16 protein-coding genes are annotated in these 18152 nt (G+C 71.1%); 9 read left to right on the forward strand and 7 right to left on the reverse strand.

Annotation, left to right across the window (positions count from 1 at the left end; translation table 11 throughout):
• The first annotated feature begins 190 nt into the window (after positions 1-190).
• The gene (locus QFZ27_RS24500; protein WP_429229076.1) at positions 191-1807 is read left to right on the forward strand and encodes an OpgD/OpgG family glucan biosynthesis protein; all 1617 of its coding nucleotides are present in this window, start codon (positions 191-193) and stop codon (positions 1805-1807) included.
• Between the two features lie 21 nt (positions 1808-1828).
• Here the strand turns inward: QFZ27_RS24500 and QFZ27_RS24505 are convergent, their stop codons facing one another.
• Positions 1829-2485 carry an RT0821/Lpp0805 family surface protein gene (locus QFZ27_RS24505; protein WP_429229077.1) on the reverse strand — a complete coding sequence of 219 codons (657 nt, stop codon included), beginning with the start codon at positions 2483-2485 and terminating at the stop codon, positions 1829-1831.
• Between the two features lie 11 nt (positions 2486-2496).
• Entirely contained in the window at positions 2497-3030 is a 534-nt protein-coding gene (locus QFZ27_RS24510) for an RNA polymerase sigma factor (RefSeq protein WP_429229078.1), read from the reverse strand.
• Positions 3031-3216: 186 nt separating this feature from the next.
• On the opposite strand from QFZ27_RS24510, the gene QFZ27_RS24515 reads away from it, so the two are divergent.
• Positions 3217-4116, forward strand: a complete 900-nt coding sequence (locus QFZ27_RS24515) for a hypothetical protein (protein WP_429229079.1) — start codon at positions 3217-3219, stop codon at positions 4114-4116.
• Positions 4117-4179: 63 nt separating this feature from the next.
• Here QFZ27_RS24515 and QFZ27_RS24520 read toward each other — a convergent pair whose 3' ends face one another.
• Together QFZ27_RS24520 and QFZ27_RS24525 are read right to left on the reverse strand one after the other, a co-directional pair.
• Complete coding sequence (locus tag QFZ27_RS24520; protein ID WP_429229080.1) at positions 4180-4491, reverse strand: hypothetical protein; 312 nt, start codon at positions 4489-4491, stop codon at positions 4180-4182.
• 81 nt (positions 4492-4572) lie between these two features.
• A complete protein-coding gene (locus QFZ27_RS24525; protein ID WP_429229081.1) occupies positions 4573-5361 on the reverse strand; it encodes an aldolase in 789 nt (262 codons plus the stop codon).
• A 128-nt stretch (positions 5362-5489) separates the two neighbouring features.
• On the opposite strand from QFZ27_RS24525, the gene QFZ27_RS24530 reads away from it, so the two are divergent.
• A complete protein-coding gene (locus QFZ27_RS24530; protein ID WP_429229082.1) occupies positions 5490-7046 on the forward strand; it encodes an AraC family transcriptional regulator in 1557 nt (518 codons plus the stop codon).
• A 178-nt stretch (positions 7047-7224) separates the two neighbouring features.
• Here QFZ27_RS24530 and QFZ27_RS24535 read toward each other — a convergent pair whose 3' ends face one another.
• Entirely contained in the window at positions 7225-9882 is a 2658-nt protein-coding gene (locus tag QFZ27_RS24535) for an ATP-binding protein (protein WP_429229083.1), read from the reverse strand.
• A gap of 165 nt (positions 9883-10047) precedes the next feature.
• Between QFZ27_RS24535 and QFZ27_RS24540 the strand changes: the two genes are divergently transcribed.
• From QFZ27_RS24540 to QFZ27_RS24565, 6 genes are all read left to right on the forward strand, one after another.
• The gene (locus QFZ27_RS24540) at positions 10048-12945 is read left to right on the forward strand and encodes a DUF4781 domain-containing protein (RefSeq protein WP_429229084.1); all 2898 of its coding nucleotides are present in this window, start codon (positions 10048-10050) and stop codon (positions 12943-12945) included.
• 112 nt (positions 12946-13057) lie between these two features.
• Positions 13058-14716, forward strand: coding sequence for an NAD+ synthase (locus QFZ27_RS24545; protein ID WP_429229085.1), 1659 nt, complete (start codon positions 13058-13060; stop codon positions 14714-14716).
• A complete protein-coding gene (locus QFZ27_RS24550) occupies positions 14716-15198 on the forward strand; it encodes a hypothetical protein (protein WP_429229086.1) in 483 nt (160 codons plus the stop codon). The genes QFZ27_RS24545 and QFZ27_RS24550 overlap by 1 nt, the downstream gene beginning before the upstream one ends.
• Positions 15198-15749 carry a 2OG-Fe(II) oxygenase gene (locus QFZ27_RS24555; RefSeq protein ID WP_429229087.1) on the forward strand — a complete coding sequence of 184 codons (552 nt, stop codon included), beginning with the start codon at positions 15198-15200 and terminating at the stop codon, positions 15747-15749. Before QFZ27_RS24550 ends, QFZ27_RS24555 begins: the two co-directional genes overlap by 1 nt.
• Positions 15746-16240, forward strand: a complete 495-nt coding sequence (locus QFZ27_RS24560) for a hypothetical protein (RefSeq protein ID WP_429229088.1) — start codon at positions 15746-15748, stop codon at positions 16238-16240. The genes QFZ27_RS24555 and QFZ27_RS24560 overlap by 4 nt, the downstream gene beginning before the upstream one ends.
• 126 nt (positions 16241-16366) lie before the next feature.
• A complete protein-coding gene (locus QFZ27_RS24565; RefSeq protein ID WP_429229089.1) occupies positions 16367-16774 on the forward strand; it encodes a cupin domain-containing protein in 408 nt (135 codons plus the stop codon).
• A gap of 47 nt (positions 16775-16821) precedes the next feature.
• On the opposite strand, the gene QFZ27_RS24570 is transcribed toward QFZ27_RS24565, so the two are convergent.
• Together QFZ27_RS24570 and QFZ27_RS24575 are read right to left on the reverse strand one after the other, a co-directional pair.
• The gene (locus tag QFZ27_RS24570; protein WP_429229090.1) at positions 16822-17259 is read right to left on the reverse strand and encodes an alpha/beta hydrolase fold domain-containing protein; all 438 of its coding nucleotides are present in this window, start codon (positions 17257-17259) and stop codon (positions 16822-16824) included.
• A gap of 219 nt (positions 17260-17478) precedes the next feature.
• A complete protein-coding gene (locus tag QFZ27_RS24575) occupies positions 17479-17865 on the reverse strand; it encodes a hypothetical protein (protein WP_429229091.1) in 387 nt (128 codons plus the stop codon).
• Positions 17866-18152: the final 287 nt, after the last annotated feature.

Raw genomic sequence — 18152 nt, forward strand, 5'->3', positions numbered from 1 at the left:
TCGGTGTGGTCGGCTGAACGGGTGACCTTCGCGATCCCGCGCGGCCAGGCCCGCGGCCGATCGCGGCGGTGCTGGCTGTGGAATCCGGGGACCCGGGTTGCTATGGTCTCGCCCGCCGGGCCGGCCTGCCGCCCCGGCGATGCGGTTGCGTGCGCGGCCGCAGGGCTCATCTGGGAAAGAGACGGAGACGATGCTCGACCGCCGTAGCTTGTTGAAGCTGGCCGCTGCCACCCAGTTGTTCGGGACGTTCGGAGGGGCCTCGGCCCTGGCGGCACCGCCGGCCGGGCTGCGCTACGGCGAGGCCGCGCCGTTCTCCTATGACTGGCTGAAGAGCCGCGCCCGGGCCCTGGCCGCCGCGCCCTACGCCTCGCCGCCGCGGCCGGACCCGGCGACCGTGGAGTCGATCGACTACGATGCCCATGGCAAGCTGAAGTACAAGCCGGACTACGCCCTCTACGGCGACGGCCAGCCCGGCGCCTATCCGGTCACCTTCCAGCATGTCGGCCGGTTCTTCCCGAAGACCGTGAAGATGCATGCGGTCGACCCAGCCGCCGGCACGGCGCGCGAGATCACCTACGACCCGCAATACTTCACCGTCGGTCCGGACAGCCCGGCCGCCAAGCTGGCGCCGGAGCCCTCGGCCTTCGCCGGCTTCTGGATCCAGGAGGCCAAGGACAAGGGCGACTGGAAGACCGAGGAGCCCTGGGTGGCCTTCCTCGGCGCCTCCTATTTCCGCGCCAAGGGCGAGCTCGGCCAGGTCGGCCTCTCGGCCCGCGGCATCACCATCACCCCGGGCTCGGGCGGGCCGGAGGAGTTCCCGGACTTCATCGGCTACTGGTTCGAGCCGGCGAATTCCGACGCCGACGCGGTGACGGTCTACGCCCTGCTCGACGGGCCCAGCCTGACCGGCGCCTACCGCTTCCTGATGCGCCGCACCGCCGGCGTGGTGATGGATGTCGAGACCACGCTGTTCCTGCGCCAGCCGGTCGAGCGTCTGGGCGTGGCGCCGCTGACCTCGATGTTCTGGTACTCCGAGACGGTGAAGAAGACCGCGATCGACTGGCGGCCGGAGGTGCATGACAGCGACGGGCTGGCGATGTGGACCGGCGGCGGCGAGCACATCTGGCGGCCGCTGAACAACCCGGCGCGGATCGTCGTCTCCAGCTTCTCCGACCAGTCGCCGCGCGGCTTCGGCCTGCTGCAGCGCGACCGCAACTTCGACCATTACGAGGACGGCGTGCGTTATCACCTGCGCCCCTCGGCCTGGGTCGAGCCGCTGGGCGACTGGGGCCGCGGCCAGGTGCAGCTGGTCGAGCTGCCGACCGACGACGAGATCCACGACAACATCGTCGCCTATTGGCACCCGGAGGCGCCGACCAAGGCCGGCGACGAGCTGCCCTTCGCCTACCGCCTGCACTGGCTGGCGGATGAGCCGTACCCGACGGCGCTGGCCCGGGTGGTGGCGACCCGCCTCGGCCGCGGCGGCCAGCCCGGCCAGCCGCGCCCGGAAGGCGTGCGCAAGTTCATGGTCGAGTTCCTCGGCGGCCCGCTGACCGACCTGCCCTTCGGAGTGAAGCCGGAGCCGGTGTTCTGGGCTTCGCGCGGCAGCTTCTCCGACTACACTCTGATGGAAGCGGTGCCGGACGACGTGCCGGGCCATTGGCGGGTCCAGTTCGACCTGGCCGTCGAGGGCGACGACCCGGTCGAGATGCGGCTGTTCCTGAAAGCTGGCGACCAGGTGGCGTCCGAGACCTGGCTATTCCAGTACCGTCCCTTCGTGTCGGACGCCCGGCCGGTCGGGAACTAGCCGGACTGTGAGGCGGCCGGGCTACAGCGCCTGGCCGCTGTCCTTGCCGTCGGGCCACCAGATGCGCCAGTCGCGCTGGCCGACGCGGCAGGCGATGCCGCCGCCGCTGCGCGGGCCATCCGGCCCCTCGATCGCCTCGACGAACTCCCGGCAGAAGCGGCCGGAGGCGTCGATGAAGGTCGAGACCGGGCGGACCCGGCCGGTCGAGGGGCCGTCGCGCCAGGGCGTCTCGACGCCGTTCGGCGCCTGCTCCAGCACCTCGGCCCGCCGGGTCTCGATCGCCTGCTGGGAGGCCAGGCGGATCTGCTCCGCCGTCTCGATCCGGGCGACCCGATCCTCAAGGCCATCGATCACGCGCAGCGCGGTCCAGCCGCCACCGATGACTGCGAGCAGCGCCGCGGCGGCGGCCATCGCCTCGAGCCAGCGGATGGCCGGACGGTGCCGTCGCGCCTGAGGTATCGCTGCCGGCGGCGGCGCGAGCAGCCCGGCCAGGGCCGGCGGCAGCGGCTCCTCGACGGGCGGGAAGGCGGACGCCAGCAGCGCAGCCATCTCGCGTTCGTGCCGCAGCGTCTCGGCCAGGGCCGGGTCGCGGGCCAGCGCCGCGTCGACCAGCCGGCGGCGCTCCGGATCCAGCGTGCCGTCCGCATATCCGGCGATCCAGTCGGTGTCGATCGTCATGGTCGCCTCCTTCATCGCCGAGCCGCCAGGGCCATCGCGGCGGTCGGGCGCCGCGACAGCAGGTGCTGCAGCGCCTGGCGGCCGCGATGCAGCCGGCTCATCACCGTGCCCACCGGCACGTCCAGCGCATCGGCCGCGGCGGCATAGCTGAGGCCGCCGGCCGAGACCAGCAGCAGCACGCTGCGCTGCTCCTCCGGCAGCCGGTCGATCGCCCGCTGCACCGCCGCCAGCATCAGCGTCGCCTCGACCTCGGCCTCGGCGTCGCCGCCCGGCAGCGTATCGGGATCGACCGGCTCGGCCATGTCGCCGCGGCGGCGCCCGGCCCGCAGGCGGTCGAGATGCAGGTTGTAGGCGATGCGGAAGATCCAGCCCTGCAGGGTGACGGCCGCGGCGGCCTGATGGGCCCGCTCCAGCGCCCGCTCGCAGGTGGCCTGCAGCAGGTCGTCGCCTTCGGGGGCGGAGCCGGTGAGCCCGCGGGTGAAGGCGCGCAGCCGCGGCAGCGAGGCCAGCAGCGCCCCCTTCACATGCTCCGCCGGATCGGACATTCCATCACCCCACTGTTGCGGCTCATCCGTCCGCGCCGGTGTATTAACGTGCGACAAGGCCTGTCGTCCTCGCCCGGATCCGAATATTTTTGTGCGATTCCGTGGAATGATTGCAGCGTCTTGGGCGTCAGAAGTGTGAGACCGGCCGTCGCGATCCGCTTCGGCACCACGGTTATGGAGATCTCCATGCGTATCCGTTCTGCAGCGACGCTGCCCATCGTGGCCGCCTTCGGACTGCTTTATGCCACCGCGGCGAGTGCCGCCGCCTGGGGGGATCTCAAGGACGTCTCCAAGCCGCAGTTCCTCACCGTGAAGGACAATGGCGGCGGGAATGGGGGCGGCAACGGCGGTGGGAACGGTGGGGGGAATGGCGGTGGCAACGGTGGGGGAAATGGAGGAGGAAACGGCGGAGGAAATGGGGGCGGGAACGGCAACGGCGGAAACAGCGGCAACGGAGGCGGCAACGGCAACGCCGGCGGGAAGTCCAGCAGCAGCGGAGGCGGCACCGGCAGCACCGGAGTCGGCAACTCCGGGGATGACGGCAGCCCCGGCAACAGCGGCAAGATCCGAGGCACCCGCCACGGAACCGGCGTCGCCAGCTCGACGGACGACCCCGACGGCCCCGGCAAGAGCGGCAAGGCCAGGGACAAGCGGCCCGGCAAGGTCGACACCATCTCGCTCGACGACGACACCACCGCCGCGCTGATCGGCTCCGGCTGGTCGCCGACGGTCGGCAACGGGACGTTCCGCAATCACGGCGCGCGCGTCTCCACCCTGGTCGGGCTGGCCAAGGAGCTCGGCTACAGCGCCGATGTCGGTGCCATGCAGGCCAATTTCGGAACGCCGCAGGAGACGGGCATCCGCGCCCTGCAGGAGCGGATCGCCGATCTCAAGGCCGATCCGTTCGGGGACCCGGACCGGATCGCCGCGCTCGAGGCCGAGCTCGCCGACAAGGTCCAGGAGGTCAAGCCGGGCGCCGGCCCGACCGGCGACTGGGAGACGACCAATCTGGACGTCGACGGCAACGGCGTGGTCGACGACCACGACCTGGCCCTCGCCCGCGAAGGCTTCCGCCCGTTCGACTGACGATCCGGAGCGCCGCCGGCAGGGTCTCGCCCTGCCGGCGGTTCTGTTTGCCGCCGGGCCCACTCAGTCGAACCGCAGCGGGATGTTGATGGTGACGCCCGGGGCCGGGGCATAGTAGTAGGGCGGCGGCTCGACATAGACCGGCGCCGGCCGGCGGTAATAGTAGGGCCGTCCGTAATAGCCGCCATACGGCCGCTCATAGACGACCACCGGCGGCCGCGGCCGCGCATAGGTGTAGCCATAACCGTGATGGGGTCGGGCCCAGGGCGGTCCGCCGCCATGCCACGGCTTGTGATGGGCCAGGGCCGGCCCGGCGGTGGCCAGCACCGCCAGGGCGGTCAGTGCGGGCACGAGGATGCGTCGTCGGATGCTCATCTCGATCAATCCCCTTTCCGGGCGCCTAGACGGACGCCCCTCAGGACAAGGACGATCGAGCGTGGCGCTTTATTCCGTCGATCAGGCCGCGAAGCCCGGATCTTCACGCATCAGCACCCGCTTGATGCTCTCCAGATGCAGCCGGGCGCTCTCGGCGTCGCCCTCGCGCATCTGCTGATAGGTCCGCCGGGCGATCTCGGCCGGCACCGGGCGCAGCGTCCGGCCGGTGCTCAGCGCCTTCACCTGCACCTCGGCGGCGCGCTCGAGATAGTACAGGTCGTCCCATGCCTCGGCGATGGTCGGGCCGCACACCATCACGCCGTGGTTGCGCAGGAACACGATATCGGCCTCGCCCAGGGTCGCGGCGATCCGGTCGCCCTCGGCCTCGTCCAGGGCCAGTCCGTTATAGGCGTCGTCGACCGCGGTGCGGCCGTAGAACTTCAGCGCCGACTGCCCGGCCCAGACCAGCGGCTGGCCTTCGACCATGCTCAGCGCCGTGGCGTTCGGCATGTGGGTGTGGAACGCGGCCCGGACGCGCGGCACCTGCTTGTGCAGCCGGGCATGGATGTAGAAGGCGGTGGCCTCCGGCTTGCCGTCGCCGTCGATCACGTTGCCGTGGAAGTCGCAGACCAGCAGGCTGGAGGCGGTGACCTCGGCGAAGGCCAGGCCGTAGGGGTTGACCAGGAACAGGTCGTCCCGGCCCGGCACCATCGCCGAAAAATGGTTGCAGATGCCTTCCTCCAGCCTCAGCCGCGCCGCCATGCGGAAGCAGGCGGCCAGGTCGATCCGGGCCTGGCGCAGCGCCGCCCAGTCGATCTCGCCGATATTGGAGAGCCGGGACGGGTCGGCGGCTTGCAACTCATGGGCCATGGCGGGGCTCCTGTGCGGGCAGCGGAAAGATGGCGCATCCTTCAACAGCCGGCCCGGAGGCGCAATCGCGATCAAACGGGCGGCGTCCGCCATCGGCATAGTGCCGGCGAACGCAGCGGGAGAGGGGCATGGGGGCGGTCGAATGGGCGGTCTGGTTCATCGAGCACCGGTTCTCGGCGGAGGTCACGCTCGACGCGATCGCCGACGCCGCCGGCGTGTCCCGGTTCCATCTGTGCCGGCTGTTCGGCGTGGCCACCGGCCGGTCGGTGATGCGCTATGTCCGCGGCCGCCGCCTGACCGAGGCGGCGCGGGTGCTGGCGGCCGGCGCCGCCGACATCCTGGCGGTGGCGCTCGACGCCGGCTACGGCTCCCACGAGGCGTTCACCCGGGCCTTCCGCGACCAGTTCGGCCTGACGCCGGAACTGGTGCGCGGCCAGGGCCATGTCGACAACCTCGCGCTGGTGGAGCCGATCCGGATGGACGAATCGCTGATCATCGACCTCGAAGCTCCGCGCTTCGAGGCCGGCAAGACCCTGCTCATCGCCGGGCTGGGCGACCGCTACACCTTCGAGACCAACGAAGGCATCCCGGCGCTATGGCAGCGCTTCGGGCCGCAGATCGGCCATGTGCCGAACCAGCTCGGCGACGCCGCCTACGGCGTCTGCTGCAACGCCGACGACACCGGCAATTTCGACTACATCGCCGGGGTCGAGGTCGCCAGCTTCGACGAGCTGCCGGCGGAGTTCGCCCGGATGCGCATCCCGGCGCAGCGTTACGTCGTGTTCAGCCACCGCGGCCACATCTCGCGGATCCGGGCGACGCATTACACGATCTGGACCCGCTGGCTGCCGCAATCCGGCCCACGCCTTCGCCGACGCGCCGGGCTTCGAGCGCTACAGCGCCGATTTCGATCCCTGGACCGGCACCGGCCTGGTCGAGATCTGGATGCCGCTCAGGCCCTGACCCGGGCGGCCCGGGCCGGCGCCCGAAGCCTCGGCTCCTGGGCCGCCGGCGCCAGCCGGTCGCACTGCATCAGCAGCCGCACCAGCTCGGCCTGGCGGCGGGTGCCGGTCTTCTCGAAGATCCGGGTCAGATGGGTCCGCGCCGTGGTCGGGGCGATCGACAGCCGCTCGGCCACCGCCTGCATCCCGTCGCCGCGGCTGATCTCGGCGGCGAACACGGCCTCGGCCGCGGTCAGGCCGAACAACTCCTGCAGCAGGGCCGGCGACGGCGTGCCGGCGATGTCGGGATCCATCACGAACAGGGCCACCAGCGGACCGCCGCCGACCGGGATCACGGTCACCAGCAGCGGCGGCGCTCCCGACGGCCGCGACAGCCGCAGCCGGGTTCCCCCCTTGGCGGCCTTGGCGATGGCCTGTCGAAGCCGGCCGGTCTCCTCCGGAATGGCCGTGGTGATGCCGAATGGCGTGGCGTACAGCCCGTCCCCCCGCGCCACGATCGACCCGGCGCGGCGATTCAGCCGGATCGGCCGGGCCGCCGCATCCGCGATGATCACGCCGAGGTCGAGCCAGTCCAGCAGGTCTTCGACGCCGCTGTCCCCCTCCGTGCGGCGCCTTGAGGCGGGGGCCGCCTCTTCGTCGTCATCGTCGCCCGCCAAAGCCTCCGTACCGATCGCGCGAACCGAGAGGACGGCGGCCAGGCCGGCGCCCATCGTCAGGGAGTAGTCGAGATCCGCAGCGCCATCGATGCCCGCCATGACCTGATGCCTCTCTGTGCTCGACGCGTTGTCCGCCCTGCGTCGAGGTCCGGCATGGTTCGGGGGCGGCGCCGTGAGAGACACCGTAGGCGCCGTGCACCGGCCGCGCTTCGGTGCGGCCGCCCAATTTTTGCGGGGGCGGCTACCTAGTTTTCGCCGGCGGACAGCAGCCACGGCTCGCTGTGGAGGCGCAGCACGACATCCATCCGGCTGCTGGCGTTCAGCTTGCCCAGCACCGCCGAGACATGGTGCTCGACCGTGCGGGGCGACCGCACCAGCCGGCGGGCGATGTCCTGGTTGCCCATGCCCTGGGCCAGCAGGCGCAGCACCTGCAGCTCGCGCCGGGTCAGGCCGAGCGGATGGCGGCGGGCGGCGGCATAGGGGCCGCGGCGTGCCCGCGGCAGCTGGTCGGCCACGCCCAGGCGCTGCGCGATCCGGCGGGCCAGCAGGGCGGCCGGGCGCGCCTCGATCTCCTCCAGCACCGCGACGGCCCGGGCCAGGGCCGGTCCGGCCTCGGCGCCGCGGATCTGGGTCAGGGCCAGCGCCGCCTCATAGGGCAGGCCGAGCCGCGTCCACTCCGCCGCGGCCCTCGCCGGATCGCCGGCCAGCTCGGCGGCTCGCGGCGCCGGGGCCCGCGCCGTTGCCTGGGGCAGGGGCGCCGCCATCTCGCAGCGCCGCCACCATACCGCCAGCTCGCCCAGCGCCCAGGGGTCGAAGCTGTCGAGATCCATCGCCGCCACGGCCGCCAGCGGCTCGCGGGCGGCATCGAGATCGCCCGCCAGCCACGCCGCCTCGGCCAGGGCGAAGCGCACCGGCGCGATCAAATGCAGGTCGCCGGTCTCCAGCGCGTGCCGCAGCGCCTGCTGCAGCAGGGCCGGGGCGTCCGCCTCGCCCAGCCGCATTCGCACCCGGCCCAGCACGATCAGGGCCGGCAGGCGGATGGTCGGCGCCAGCAGGTCCAGGCCGACGACGCCGCCGGCGATCGATTCGGCCTCGCGGAACCGGCCCTGCTCGAGGCGCAGCCGGGCCTGCCAGCCGACCTGGTAATGGGTCCATGAATCGAGGTCGTGCCGGGTCTCGAAGGCAATGCCCTCGGCCAGCACCCGCTCGGCCAGGGCGAAATCCTTGAACACCACCGCATACTCGGCGAGGTTCATATAGGCCCGGGCTGCGTGCTCGTGGAAGCCATGCTCCAGCGCCAGGGCCAGGCTCTCCTCCATCATCTCCAGCCCGCCCGGACGGTCGACGAACAGCAGCGCGGTGGCGACGTTGTTCAGCGCGTGCACCCGGGTCTCGACATCGCCCAGCCGGTCGGCCAGCGCGATCGCCCGCTGGCCCCATTCGACCGCCTCGTCGACATGGCTCTGCTGCATGTGCAGCTGCGAGCGCACGCTGCAGGCCATCGCCAGCTCCGGCCCCGGCGGCAGCCGCTCCAGCTCGCGCAGCGCCTCGTCGACGCAGTCGCCGGCCTGCCGCACCTCGCCGCGCGACCACAGCAGCCGCGCCAGCGCCCGCAGGTTCAGGCCGACCTTGTCCATGCGCCCCAGCTCACGCCACAGCGCGATGGCGTGCTGCCGCGCCTCGATCACCGTGTCGTCGATGCGCAGCGCCAGCCCGGCCTCGCTGGCCCAATCCTCGTGCAGCTGCGCCGCCACCGCCTTCGGCGCCTCGCCGGCATAGCGCAGGGCGGTGGCCAGATGCGCGGCGGCCTGGTGATGCGCGCCCAGGCGCGAGGCCTGGGCCGCCGCCTGCGGCGCCAGGTCCAGCACCCGGGCCCCGTCGTCCGCGGCGGCGGCGTGGTGTACCTGGCGCGGCAGCAGGGCGCCGGCCAGCGCCATCGGGGCGTAGGCCATCGCCGCCTCGACCCGGGCGTGCAGCGACTGCTGCGCGGCCGGCGACAGCTGGTCCAGCGTGGCCAGCCGCGCCAGCTCGTGGCGGAACCCGACCGCGCCCTGGCCGTCGCGCAGCAGCATGCCGCGGGCGATGCAGCGGTCGACCGCGACGTCGGCCCTGGCACCCAGCAGCGCCCGCGCCAGCCAGGGCTCGACGCTGCCGGGCACGATGCTGATCGTCTCCAGCGCCTCGCGCTCCTCCGGCGCCAGCCGCGACAGCCGCGACCACACCGCGTCGCGGATCGAGGCCGGAATGCTGCCAGGCACCGCGTCCTGGCTGGCCAGCAGCTCGGTGACGAAGAACGGGTTGCCGGCGGTGATCCGGTGCAGCTCGGCGGCCGAGCGGCCGGCAGCCCGTGCCAGCGCGGCGACCGCCTCCGGCGACAGCGGCTGCATCGCCAGGCGGACGGCCGTGGCCGGCAGGTCGCCCAGCACCTGCCGCAGCGGATGGTCGGGGCCGACCTCGTCGCTGCGGTAGCTCAGCACCAGCAGCGCCCGCAGCACCGGCATGCGGCGGCCGAGATACTTCACCAGGTCGAGCGTCGCATTGTCGGCCCAATGCACATCCTCGAACACCAGGACGGCCGTCTCCGGCAGCTCCTGCAGCGTGTTCAGCAGGGCCGGGAACAGCCGCTCCGGCGCCGCGGTCTGGTCCAGCAGCGCCGCCATCCGGGGGCCGAGGGCATGCGCCATGTCCTGCAGCGGGCCCAGCGCGCGCGGCGTGAACAGCGCCTCGGACCCGCCCCACAGCACGCGAAAACCGGGGCCCAGGCGGCGGGTGAACTCCTGCAGCAGCGCGGTCTTGCCGATCCCGGCCTCGCCGCCGAGCACGACCGTGCCGCCATGGCCCTCCGCCGCGCGCCGGGCCAGGTCGATCAGTCGGTCAAGCGGCTCTTCGCGCTCGATCAGCATGAAATCGGCGACTCCCCTGTGCCGGCTTGGATTTCAGGCCAAGGGGATGACGAAAACAAGGCTTCATCTCGGATATTTGCTGCGTTGCACCGATTGGCTAATCGAATGCTAGGAACTTCTTCCGGAATGCCGTGTTTCGCGTCGACTGGTCCGGGAGGGAAGAGCATGAGCCTGGCGCCGTTGCGTCGCGGGGAGGGCGAGCCGCAGCCCCCCGGTTCGGGGGAGGCGAGCTTTGCCTCGGCAGTGGAGCGGGCGAGGACGCCGGTGCCGGCGGCGCGGGCGCGCGAGATCGACGAATGGGTCCGTGACAAGGTCAAGGACCACAGGTTGCGCTTCTGGAAAGATGACGGCGCCGAGACCGCGGCCAAGGCGTTGCAGGGCGACAGCGACCTCGGCGAGCTGACGGCTGCGGAGCAGGCGCGGCTGGTCGACCGGGTGCTGCGCAAATGGCAGCGCGACGGCGCGTCCTCGGCGCAGGATCTGGCCAAGCGGGTGCGCGGCGACAAGGACCTGGCCCGGCTGCTGGCGGACCGGCTGGCGGCGCGCTCGGTCGAGCTGCAGGCCGGGAAGCGCGGCGACGAGAAGCTGGACCCGGCGCTGATGACCGCCCGCAGCTATGCAGAGGCGGCGATGCTGGTGCTGGGCCACGACCCTGAGCGGCCTGACTTCACGGCCAAGCTGGACACGGCCGGGCTGCAGCAACTGGTTGCGTCGCGGTCGCCGGACCAGGCCTCGGCCTTTGCCGCGATGCTGGCGCACCAGCCGCGGGCGCTGGCCTCGGCGGTCTCCGCCATGGCCGATGCGCCGGATAGCGAGGCACGCGATGCCTTCACGCTGAGCGCCTTCGCCCTGTCCCGGGAGCAGACCTATTTCGAGGCGCTGGGCCTGCCGCAGGATATGGGCCGGGCGCTGGCCAAGGCGCTCGGCCAGTCGGGCGAGGGCGAGCGGCTGGGCGAGATCCTGGCGACGCCGGAGGGCCGCAAGCTGCTGGTCGAGCAACTGCCGTTCCCGCAGCAGGGCAAGACCACCTCGGAGGCACGCGGCCAACTGTTGGGCTTGGTGCTGCAGCATCGCGAGATCACGGCCGATGTGCTGCAGCGCTCGCCGGGCGGCGACCCCTGGGCCTCGCCGGCGGTGGCAAAGCCCATGGCACAAGCCGCCGCCGACCAGGCGCTCTCCGTTGGCAACAGCCACGGCATGGAGTTGGCGGGGGCGGAGACGCTGGAGAGCCGCGTCGCCCGGGCGATGGGGCTCGAGCACAAGGGCGAGGACGGCAAGACCATCGACAAGATCGCGTCGGCGATCCGCGACCCGAGCGGAGCCAAGGTCACGGTGCTGCCGGTGCAGTTCTCCAGCAGCGGCAGCGGGGCGGTGCAGCTGCCGCTGTTCCGGGTCGAGGGCAAGGACGGAGCTGTCCGCTTCGTCGACAACCAGGGCGGCCGTTACGCCGATTTCGCGACCTGGAAACGCGAGAACCGGCTGCCGCCCGGCAACATGACCTATCCGCGCGACGGGGTGCTGCAGGGCAAGGACGGCCGCGCGGTGCTGGACAGCGGCAACACTCCGCGCACGCCGGACAGCTTCGGCGAGCATGTCGAACAGGCTCTGGACAAGGCGGCGCTGTTCGGCGGCGTGGTGGCGGGCGGGGCGATGGTGTTCGGCTCGGGCGGTACCGCGGCCCCCGCCGTGGCGGCGGGTGCCGGGGCCTGGTTCGCCTGGCGCGGCGCGGAAGAGGCCGGGGCGCTGCGGGAGCGCGGCCTCGACCAATGGGACAATCCGGAATACCGCATGGCGCTGTTCAACACGGTGGCGGGCGGCGCCAGCATCCTGCCCTTCGGCCGGCTGGCCTATCTGTCGCAGACCGGGAAGGCAGGGGAAGCCAGTCGGTTCTGGACCACGATGAACGGCACGGCGGTGGCGGCGGACGGCACCGCCGCGGCCAACACCGGCTACACCCTGGCTGCCGACTGGGACGACCTCACCCCCGGCCAGCGCTTGGAGATGGGACTCGGCGTCGCCCTCTGGGGTGGCCTGACCCTGGCGGTCGGCCGGACCGGCCGATCGTCGGCCGACCAGCCGCGGATCGAGGTGACCGACAGCGCCGGCCGCCCGATCGACGCAGCGCCCGGCCCCGACATCGCCCCCAGGCCGTCGCTGCCCCAGCGCTCCGGCTGGCGGGAGCAGGCGAAGCAGGATCTCCGGAGCCGGCCGGGCGTGGATCCGGACGATCTCTACTTCATCGACATCCGGCACGCGAACCGGGACGGCGACGGGGTGTACGAGGACGGCTCCCCGGTCTCGCCGCACGAGATCGTGATCCAAGCCGACCGGCTGGAGCGCGAGGACCGGCCGATCGTCCTCAACATGGCGGACGGCGCTGCCGACAATCGGGCGTTCGCGCAGAAGCTCGCCGACACCGCCCAGGCGCCGGTCTATCTGCGCCGGGAGGAGGGAGGCCAGACGGCGTTCCGGCCCTCCCCGGACGCGATGCCGCGCTGGTCGGTCGAGGTCGAGGGGCGGACGCTCTGGCGGGTGGAGCCGGACGGCAGCCGCCACCGCATCGACGATGTCGAAGGCCTGCTCGGCCCCCGGCTCGGGGCCGGCTTCTTCAAGACCGCTTTCGCCTTCGGCGACAAGGCGCTCGTGATCCTCCGCCGGCACGATCTCCTGCCCGGCTTCAAGGAGATGGTGATGCTGAACCAGCTGGACGAGGCGGGACTGCCGGTGGCGAAGCCGCTCGGGCTGATCCGCGTCGGCGGCCGGCCCGCAATGCTTCTCGACCGCTATGTCGGCAACAGCAAGGACATGCTCGAGGGCACCAGGGTCGCGGACACCTCCCGCCTGAACGAGAACAGCCTGCTCAGCCTGCAGCGGATCAAGCTGGCGATGCAGATGCGGAAGATCGACATCCGCGACCTCCAGTTCCTGGTGAAGGAGGACGGCAGCTTCGTCATCGCCGACCCCGTGGCGGTGCATCGGGGAGTCGAGCCGTCGGCGGAGGCGCTGGAGACCCTCGACAAGTTCATCGCCGCCATCGAGGCCAAGCTCGGCCATCGCGGATAGGTCGCCACGATCCACTTGATCTTCTCAATCTGAGAATTAAGTTGGAGGCGACACCTTCAAGCCGGCGCGGACGGCTGCTAGGGTGCCCCGACCGTCATCCGTGGATCCCGTCATGACCGATCGTCTCGTCATCGCCCTCGCCCAACTGAACCCGACGCTCGGCGACGTGCGCGGCAACATCGACAAGCTGCGCCGCGCCCGCGACGAAGCCCGCGCCGCCGGCGCCGATCTCATGCTCGCCAGCGAGCTGGCGGTCAGCGGCTATCCGCCCGAGGATCTGGTTCTGAAGCCGTTCTTCCTCGACGCGGTGGAGGAGGGGGTGCGCGAGCTGGCGGCCGAGACCGCCGAGGGCCCGGCGCTGCTGATCGGCACGCCCTGGCGCGACAATGGCCGCGTCCACAACGCCGTGCTGCTGCTTGACGGCGGCAAGGTCGCGGCGTCCCGGTTCAAGCACGATTTGCCCAACTACGGCGTGTTCGACGAGAAGCGGGTCTTCGCCCCCGGCCCGATGCCGGGGCCGATTCCGTTCCGCGGGGTGCGCCTGGGCGTGCCGATCTGCGAGGACATCTGGACCCCCGACGTGGTCGAGTGCCTGGAGGAGACCGGGGCCGAGCTGCTGCTGGTGCCGAACGGCAGCCCCTACGAGGCCGGCAAGGCCGACCAGCGGCTGCAGATCGTGCTGAACCGGGTGACCGAGAGCGGCCTGGCCCTGGTCTATCTCAACCAGGTCGGCGGCCAGGACGAGCTGGTGTTCGACGGCGCCTCCTTCGTCATCGGCCGCAACGGTGCGCTGCGCCGCCAGTTGCCTTCGTTCCGCGAGCATGTCGCGATCACCGAATGGGTCCGCGGCGAGGATGGCTGGGACTGCGTCGAAGGCGAGCGCATCGCCCCGCCGGACGGGGTCGAGGCGATCTACGGCGCGATGGTGCTCGGCCTCAGAGATTACGTGAACAAGAACGGATTTCCCGGTGTTCTGATTGGACTTTCCGGCGGTATCGACTCCGCGATCTCGGCCGCGGTCGCGGTCGACGCGCTGGGCGCCGACCGGGTCCATTGCGTCATGCTGCCGTCGCCCTACACCAGCCAGGACAGCCTGGACGACGCGGCTGAATGCGCCGCGGCGCTGGGCACCCGCCTCGACAGCATCTCGATCGAGCCGGCGATGCGGGCCTTCGACGCCATGCTGGCGCCGCTGTTCGAAGGCGCGACCCCAGACATCACCGAGGAGAACATCCAGTCCCGCGCCCGCGGCGTCACCCTGATGGCGCTGTCGAACAAGTTCGGCAAGATGGTGCTGACCACCGGCAACAAATCCGAGATGTCCGTGGGTTACGCCACGTTGTACGGCGACATGTGCGGTGGCTATTCGGTGCTGAAGGACGTCTACAAGACCACGGTCTACGAGCTGTCGCGTTGGCGTAACCAGGTCCATCCGGACGGCGCCATGGGCCCGGCCGGACGGGTGATTCCGGAGCGGATCATCACCAAGGCGCCGACCGCCGAGCTGAAGCCGAACCAGACCGACCAGGACAGCCTGCCGCCCTATGACGCGCTGGACGACATCCTCAACTGCCTGGTGGAGGAGGAGCGGAGCGTCGACGAGATCGTCGCCCGCGGCCACGACCGGGCCACGGTGGCGCGGGTGTGGCGCCTGCTCGACCGCGCCGAATACAAGCGCCGCCAGGCCCCGCCGGGCGTCAAGCTGACCCGCCGCAACTTCGGCCGCGACCGCCGCTACCCGATCACCAATTCGACGCTGAGCCTGATCTGATGTCCGGCCGCACCCCGTCGGCGCTGCCCGATATTCCCGGCGGGGCCGAACTCATCGAATGGTACGGGTTCATCCCGAGTTTCCATGACGGTTTCGTGCTGTCGACGAGGCTAGCGAGCGACGGGCCGGGGGAAATCCGTATCCATACTTGGCGGATGACCGATCGGACGGATGAGAAGGGGTATTTCATCCTCGACAAGCATGCCGTCGTGACCTTCGCCCTCGAAGACGTCACCGATATGAATCTACGCGAATTCAATGAGATCGGATGCATTCATCACCTTGATGTCGCCAGAGTGGCAGGCGGTTATGAGATTCGGTGGGACGGTGTCGGCGGCACCGGTGGCCCCGGAATCGAGGGCAGCATTCGAACGCGCCGGCTGAGCGTATCCTTTGTGCCCGGCAAGCCTGATAAGAGTGGTGCGCTTTGGGCCGAGGCCGGCTTTTCGCAAGACAAGCCGACTGCGGCGGGCAGGGGGTGATGGCGATCCTTGTCGCGCCCGGCATCTACACGGTCGCAGGCTGCTTCAGCCCGACGGAATGCCGGGGCTGGATCGCTGGGGCTGGCGATTACGAGGCGGCCACGATCACCACCGCCAAGGGGGCGGTTCGCGATGCCGGGCTGCGCAACAACAGCCGCGCCATTCGCGACGACGCTGCCATGGCCGCCGACCTTTGGCACCGTCTGCGGAAGCACGTTCCGCCCTTCCTCGACGGGCGCCAGGCGATCGGCATCAACGAGAGGTTTCGCTTCTATCGCTATGATCAGGCTCAGTATTTCGGCGGCCATGTCGACGGCGTGTTCCGCCGTGGCAACGGCGAGGAAAGCCGCCTGACCCTGATGGTCTACCTCAACGACGATTTCACCGGCGGCGAGACCGCTTTCGCCGACACCGTCGTCATCCCATCGACCGGCTTGGTACTGCTGTTCCGGCACGAGCTGTTCCATGAGGGCCGGCCGGTGACTGCGGGCGCCAAGCATGTGCTGCGCTCGGATGTGATGTACGGCCCCGTTGGACGGCTGCACACATGACGGCCTCCGGCCCCCATTTCGGACAGGCCCATGCGCTGCTCGACCATCCGGAGACCTATTCCGGCCTGGCGCCGCATCGGGACGCCCGCCGGCTGTTGCGTTTGTGGCGCTACCCGTCCTTCGAGCCGTATTGCTCTTGGGCGGTGATCGAGGCCCGGTCGGGCCTGTTTCTCCGCCGCGTGGTCTGGGATCAGCGCCTGCAGGACCCGGAGCCCGTCACTTACGGCAGCGAGGCGATCCTGCGGCAGGAGGAGATCGCAGCAGTGCTGGCGGAACTGGCGGCCATCAGGCTGGCGCCGTTTTCGACCATCAGGATCCTCGGGCTCGACGGCACCGGCTATGGCGTCGAGCAGGGCGACGGCTTCGGGTCCGCCAGGTTGGAATGGTGGGATCTCCACCACCCTGAGGATTGGGCTCCGCTGCACCAATGGCACGAGCGGACGGTTGCCCGATTCGACGCGCTGCTGCCGGCCCGGTCCGTGGCTGGGTGACGTCCGGCCGCTTCAGAAAGGCACCGACCCCCGTCACATCGTCACGTGCCGTCTCGTCTTGAGGACGAGGCGCTGCCATCCGGCCGTCCGGGCCGGGTGCCGGCGCTCCATCCGAAAGGCACGATCATGAAGCGCTTTCTCGCCGCCCTGGCCGTCGCGACACTCTGCGCCGGCGCGGCATCGGCCGACGACAACGCGGCCAGGGTGACCCTGGTCTACGAGCACACCCTGCCGAACGTCCCTGGCAAGAGCCTCCGCGGCGTGCTGGTGGAGTACGCGCCCGGCGGCTCCTCGCCGGCGCACACCCATCCCAGCTCCGCCTTCATCTATGCCACCGTGCTCGAGGGGGCGATCCGCAGCCAGGTCAATGACGGACCGGTGGTCACCTACAAGGCTGGGGAGAACTTCTCCGAGATGCCGGGCGACCGCCACGCCGTCAGCGCCAATGCCAGCGCGACCGAGCCCGCCAAGCTGCTCGCCGTCTTCGTCGTCGACACCGACGAGACGGTGCTGACCTCGCCGATCCACGAGTGATCCGGGCGCCGCGGACCGGTGCGTCAGAGCCCGGCCCGCGCGCGTCGTCACTTCGCCAGGGCCTCGCGGATGGCGTCGCCGGCCTGCTTCCGGGCAGCCTGCGTCCCGGCCACATCGCGGATGCCGTTGAGCAGCACGAAGTCGTGGATCATGCCGTTGTAGCGAGTGGCCGTGACCTCGGCCCCGGCCTCCTTGAGTCGGCGGGCATACGCCTCGCCCTCGTCGCGCAGCGGGTCGTTCTCGGCGGTGATCACCAGCGCCTTCGGCAGGCCGCGCAACTGCTCGGGCGAGGCCCGCATCGGCACCGCATAGGGGTTTCGCCGCGTCGTCTCGTCCGGCGCGTAGATGTTCCAGCCGAACTGCATGAAGGCGCGCGGCAGAAACCGCCCGGTGTCGAAGTCGCGGTAGGAGGCGGTCTCGAAGTCGGTGTCCGTCGCCGGGATCAGCAGCACCTGCGGCCGGATCGCCAGCCACCAGACCGGCATCTATTTCGTCTATGTCAGCCGCCGGCAGCAGCCGAAGGCGACTCGGGCGTTCATGGAATTCGCCGAAGCCAAGATGCGGGAGCATTGGCTGGCCGAGCCAGTGCCGGATCAGCCCCGACGGTGACGCCCTGACGATCCAGCCCGCCGCCGGCCGCGCTGGGCCAAGGATAATGTCGTTAACGCAATGTTCATTGCGCAACCCTTCGGGCTTCGTTCATGCTACGTTCCATGGAGCCCACACCAGCAGATCTCGACGTCCAGGCCTTCTGCCGCAGCCTCGCGCTGCAGCAGATCCAGATGCTCACGCGCCTGGCCGAGATCGCCATGCAGCTGGCCGAGGGCGAAGGCGTCCGCGCCGTCGCGGCCCAGGCCCGCGCCGCCCAGCCCAAGGCCGACGAGGCCGCGGTGCAGACGGCCCGGGCCGAGGCGCAGGAGGCCGGGCTGGCCTTCAGCCGCTTCTCCCGCACCGTGCAGCGCTCCCTGGCGCTGCGCGCCCGTGCCGCCGACACCCTGTGCGCCCGCGAGAAAGCCCAGGCCGCCGAGCGCGAGGCCACCCGCGAGGCCCGCCGTGACGGTCACCGCAACCAGGTCGAGGAGACCCTGCACGAGGTCATCTGGCAGGAGATCGAGGATCCCCGCCGCGCCGCCGCCCTCCAGGATGAGCTCGATGAGCGGGTCGACGACCTCTACGACAGCGACGAGCCGGTCGAGGACCGGCCGCTCGGCTCGGTGATGGCCGGGCTGGCCTGCGGCCTCGGCATCACCGAGGAATGGCGCCGCTGGGCCGGCCCCTGGCAGACCACGCCGCGCCCGGCCCCGGCCGGCGGGCGGCGAGGCCGAGATCCAGGCGGTGACGGCGCGGACGACGGCCTTCTGCGACCGCCGAGCGGGCC

It is taken from the genome of Inquilinus ginsengisoli (genome assembly GCF_050434925.1).
Classification (GTDB): domain Bacteria; phylum Pseudomonadota; class Alphaproteobacteria; order DSM-16000; family Inquilinaceae; genus Inquilinus; species Inquilinus ginsengisoli_B.

Bases quoted from the DNA above. Each gene is read 5' to 3' on its own strand.
- QFZ27_RS24500 (WP_429229076.1), top strand. From the start codon at position 191: ATGCTCGACCGCCGTAGCTTGTTGAAGCTGGCCGCTGCCACCCAGTTG.
- QFZ27_RS24505 (WP_429229077.1), bottom strand. From the start codon at position 2,485: ATGACGATCGACACCGACTGGATCGCCGGATATGCGGACGGCACGCTG.
- QFZ27_RS24510 (WP_429229078.1), bottom strand. From the start codon at position 3,030: ATGTCCGATCCGGCGGAGCATGTGAAGGGGGCGCTGCTGGCCTCGCTG.
- QFZ27_RS24515 (WP_429229079.1), top strand. From the start codon at position 3,217: ATGCGTATCCGTTCTGCAGCGACGCTGCCCATCGTGGCCGCCTTCGGA.
- QFZ27_RS24520 (WP_429229080.1), bottom strand. From the start codon at position 4,491: ATGAGCATCCGACGACGCATCCTCGTGCCCGCACTGACCGCCCTGGCG.
- QFZ27_RS24525 (WP_429229081.1), bottom strand. From the start codon at position 5,361: ATGGCCCATGAGTTGCAAGCCGCCGACCCGTCCCGGCTCTCCAATATC.
- QFZ27_RS24530 (WP_429229082.1), top strand. From the start codon at position 5,490: ATGGGGGCGGTCGAATGGGCGGTCTGGTTCATCGAGCACCGGTTCTCG.
- QFZ27_RS24535 (WP_429229083.1), bottom strand. From the start codon at position 9,882: ATGCTGATCGAGCGCGAAGAGCCGCTTGACCGACTGATCGACCTGGCC.
- QFZ27_RS24540 (WP_429229084.1), top strand. From the start codon at position 10,048: ATGAGCCTGGCGCCGTTGCGTCGCGGGGAGGGCGAGCCGCAGCCCCCC.
- QFZ27_RS24545 (WP_429229085.1), top strand. From the start codon at position 13,058: ATGACCGATCGTCTCGTCATCGCCCTCGCCCAACTGAACCCGACGCTC.
- QFZ27_RS24550 (WP_429229086.1), top strand. From the start codon at position 14,716: ATGTCCGGCCGCACCCCGTCGGCGCTGCCCGATATTCCCGGCGGGGCC.
- QFZ27_RS24555 (WP_429229087.1), top strand. From the start codon at position 15,198: ATGGCGATCCTTGTCGCGCCCGGCATCTACACGGTCGCAGGCTGCTTC.
- QFZ27_RS24560 (WP_429229088.1), top strand. From the start codon at position 15,746: ATGACGGCCTCCGGCCCCCATTTCGGACAGGCCCATGCGCTGCTCGAC.
- QFZ27_RS24565 (WP_429229089.1), top strand. From the start codon at position 16,367: ATGAAGCGCTTTCTCGCCGCCCTGGCCGTCGCGACACTCTGCGCCGGC.
- QFZ27_RS24570 (WP_429229090.1), bottom strand. From the start codon at position 17,259: ATGCCGGTCTGGTGGCTGGCGATCCGGCCGCAGGTGCTGCTGATCCCG.